Genomic DNA, 3,522 nt, shown 5'->3' on the forward strand with positions numbered 1-3,522 from the left:
CCCCATACCCCGGCCCCGTTTATCTCCGATCCCTTTTTTGTGTCCGTGAACCCAGACACAGTAGATGAAGTAGAAGTTTTCACCAGTCAGGGGGGCATACTCGGCCGGAACATACTGAATCATTCCGCTTATAACCCCATCAGAGCCTTTAATCATTTTGGCTCCGAGACCTCTGTTTTTCATCTGATCATACCAGAGGGATTTTCGGTTCCCCGCCTCTTTCATCTCATCCGACCAGTCCTCAAGACAGAGGCAGTAGAGTCCCTTCGTGTCCTCTTCAACATCAAAAACCTCATAATCTACAGGTTCGGACTTTTTCTTTTTATCCATATGAATGACCTCCGATTCATGCATGAAGCTATAAACCGCATCCAGAAGGTAAGAAAGGAAGATTTGCGGTATCTCAAAAATCACTTAAAAGTATAATCCAATTCAAAAAAGGATAAAGAGTTTATTTTAATATTTCAGTATCGATACAGAGTTTCCGGTCAAACTGAGTGTAATCCCGCTTGATGTATTTATCGTGTTCAGATAGATAAATCTCAATGGCCGTTTCAAAGGTGGCCTCATCATAATTACTCATTTTTCACTATCTCCCAACTGTTTTTTATAGCAGACCCTATACCTTTGATTTTTACTTTTAGGTTTGTCCGGAATTGTCATTTCTATATAACCGAGTTTTAGAGCTGGTTTTAGATAGTTCTCAGAAAATGTTTCCCGATGATTCATGGATAATTCATCCATTAATTCCGCTCTTGTATATTCCCTATCCAGGGCCATTGAAGAAAGAAGCCGTTTCACTTGCTCGGTATCATGTCTGGTATCATGTCCGGTATCATGTCCGGTTATTCCTTTTTTAGGGGTAGTGTTCTGATCGGTTGAACCTTTAATATTCCCGGTAGCGTCCTTATACTCTTGAGAGAAAGGGAATTCAAGCCACATCCCTCTCAGTTCTAGCTCATAAACAGGTGAAGGATTTCCGATAGACTCACAAGCATGATATATTTTTTCAATTCCCCTTCCCCATGACTCTATTTTACCAGTTCTGAAAAATGCTCCGGCAATATCCGGATTATGAGGATCTGAAGGATGTGGACCGGTAAGCTTTGACAAATCCCATCCCTCGGGAAGAATGCAGGCATTCCACATTCTGATTTTATCTTCATATACACGAATCTGAACAGGAATTGAACTTCCATAATCTTTATGGACAATGGCATTGTGAATAGCTTCACGCAGGGCCTCTCTGGGGACCGGTGGAGTATCCAGCCTGGTTGTTCCTTCATAGGAAATCATGGCTCTTGTATATTTCGTCATCAGAAGATCAAGGGTTTGATCCGCCTGCGAAAATAAATCACCCGTCACTTCATCCTGAAACAGGATATCAGCTTCATTCTGAAAATAGCCGATTTTAACAGTAGCTCCGCTTATTTTATACTCAGGATGCCGTGCAAATAGTAGAACAGCAGCTCTGGTGTAGTAATTCTTCTCTTTGAGTTTCAGTTTCTCTAAGAACTGAGGGTGTGTTTCTTCAAGGCTGGAGTCAGCCAGTCGCTGCCTCTTTACAGCAGTCTCACGAAAGTCTTCAATACTCCGGACATCCAGGTCTTCTATGTCAATTCCCGGAACAGGGACTCCATCCCAGTGTTTCCCCTGCTTTTTTAAAATAAACTGATCCAGGGCAGACCCTCTCAGCTCCTGCTTTGTACTACCGCTTCTGTAGTGGTACGGCCCTTTGTAATTGACGGGAAAAGAATGGGGTTCAACAGTTATCTTTAAATAGTCCTTCCCTTCTTTAGTCAGGATATCGACGGGGCAGATAATACCAAGTAAGAATTGAATCTTATTGGGAATTTCTTCAAGAAGTTTATCCGCCGAAGACAGTCCGATGACTTTCCCCGTATCATCAATACCTATAAAAAGTTCGCCGCCCTGGGCATTGGCAAAACCGCAGATCCACTTCAGGTATTCATCCCGTCAGGACTGTTTGAATTCTACATTCTGGGATTCCTTCACTGCCGTCTCCATTCTTTAGGTTGAGACTGTTTTACAAACTCACAGAAGATCTCAGTATCAATACACAGTTTCCTATCGAATTGAGTGTGATCCCTTTTGATGTACTTATCGTGTTCTGATAGATAAATCTCTATAGCCGATTCAAAAGTGGCCTCATCATAATTGCTCATTTTTCAGAATCTCCCAGTGACCTTTTTTAGATGATCCTATATATTGGATTTTCTTTTGTTTATTCAGTTCTTTAATGTGATACTTTATTCCATCCACAGTCAATTCCAGCTTTTCAGCCAACTCTTTAACCCAAGTTCGCCAAAATTATTAGAAAGTAAATAAAATATTGCCTAAATGCACCGTTTTTCCTCCTCTACCCCCCCGTAGTGTGGAGGATATCGTTAGAATCGTTTGCGTAGTGACCCACCGCGTGTTATTATGCTTGCGCTTCTGGCTTATATAGTAAAAAATTCTGATTATGTATATTAAAAAAGTTATTAAAGGCAATGGCCATACAGATAAGAAATATGAGTATCTCCATCTGGTAGAAAGTATAAGAACAGAGGAGGGACCAAGGCAGAAGCTCATACTAAATCTTGGAAAGCTGGATCTTGATCCTTCTCTGTACAAGACACTGGCAAGAAGAATTGAAGATATACTTACCGGACAGAAAAGCTTTGATAATATTCCTGCTGAAATTGAAAAAATAGCAAGGCATACAGCTACAAAAATATTTGATAAGAGAGCAGAGGTGAATCAGGATTCTGAATCTTCTGATTTCCTCATGTTTGACATAAATTCTATAGAAGCATCAAAATCCAGAAGTTTTGGGGGCGAATACCTGTGTGATTCCATCTGGAATGAATTGGAAATGAATGAGTTTCTTAAAAAAATGGATATACCGGAAAAGACTATTCCAATCCTGGAATCTCTTGTAATCGGAAGGCTTGTTGATCCGGGCAGTGAGCGATATACCCAGGACTGGGCTGAAAATAGATCTTCCCTGTTTGAAATAGTAGGATCACCATTAAGACCTTCATTAAATTCCGATTACCGGGCCGGCGATTCTCTTTTTAATGTCAAAGAAGAACTTGAAAAGCATCTGACCGAGAAGGAAAAAGATCTTTTTTCATTAGAAGAAAACCTCTTCTTTTTTGACCTTACCAATTCATATTTTGAGGGAGAATCAAAAGGTAATCCGAAAGCGAAATTTGGTAGATCGAAAGAAAAAAGATCTGACTGCAGTCTTGTTACTATGGGAATGATCGTCGATGAATTAGGGTTTGCAAAATATAGTGAATTATTCCCTGGAAACCAGTCTGAGGCCGCTACATTACCCGAGATGGTAGAAAAGATGGAAATGAACCTCTCAGTAATCAGTGATAAGACTATCGTAATGGATGCAGGTATTGCCACTGAGGATAATCTTAATTGGCTAAAAGAGAAAAGATACCATTATATTGTTGTAAATCGTGGCAGTGTTCCTTTTGAAATAGATTTTTCCGATATGAAACC

The 3,522-nt window shown here is 40.3% G+C and carries 5 protein-coding genes; 2 read left to right on the forward strand and 3 right to left on the reverse strand.

Annotation, left to right across the window (positions count from 1 at the left end; genetic code table 11):
• The 3 genes from PF479_RS12625 to PF479_RS20830 all read right to left on the reverse strand — a co-directional run.
• The coding region (locus tag PF479_RS12625; protein ID WP_298007134.1) for a hypothetical protein at nucleotides 1-330 on the reverse strand (330 nt) is incomplete at its 3' end.
• Nucleotides 331-451: 121 nt separating this feature from the next.
• Complete coding sequence (locus PF479_RS12630; protein WP_298007137.1) at nucleotides 452-583, reverse strand: hypothetical protein; 132 nt, start codon at nucleotides 581-583, stop codon at nucleotides 452-454.
• Nucleotides 580-1,917 (reverse strand): Fic family protein, encoded by a 1,338-nt coding sequence (locus PF479_RS20830; RefSeq protein WP_367277238.1) that lies wholly within the window; start codon nucleotides 1,915-1,917, stop codon nucleotides 580-582. The genes PF479_RS12630 and PF479_RS20830 overlap by 4 nt, the downstream gene beginning before the upstream one ends.
• Between PF479_RS20830 and PF479_RS12640 the strand changes: the two genes are divergently transcribed.
• On the forward strand, nucleotides 1,837-2,040 hold the full coding sequence (locus PF479_RS12640; RefSeq protein WP_298007139.1) for a hypothetical protein: 204 nt from the start codon (nucleotides 1,837-1,839) through the stop codon (nucleotides 2,038-2,040). The two genes, PF479_RS20830 and PF479_RS12640, sit on opposite strands and share 81 nt — an antisense overlap.
• A gap of 445 nt (nucleotides 2,041-2,485) precedes the next feature.
• Nucleotides 2,486-3,522 (forward strand): IS1634 family transposase (locus tag PF479_RS12645; RefSeq protein WP_298007141.1); only part of this gene is annotated, 1,037 nt, incomplete at its 3' end.

Source organism: Oceanispirochaeta sp. (assembly GCF_027859075.1).
GTDB lineage: Bacteria > Spirochaetota > Spirochaetia > DSM-2461 > DSM-2461 > Oceanispirochaeta.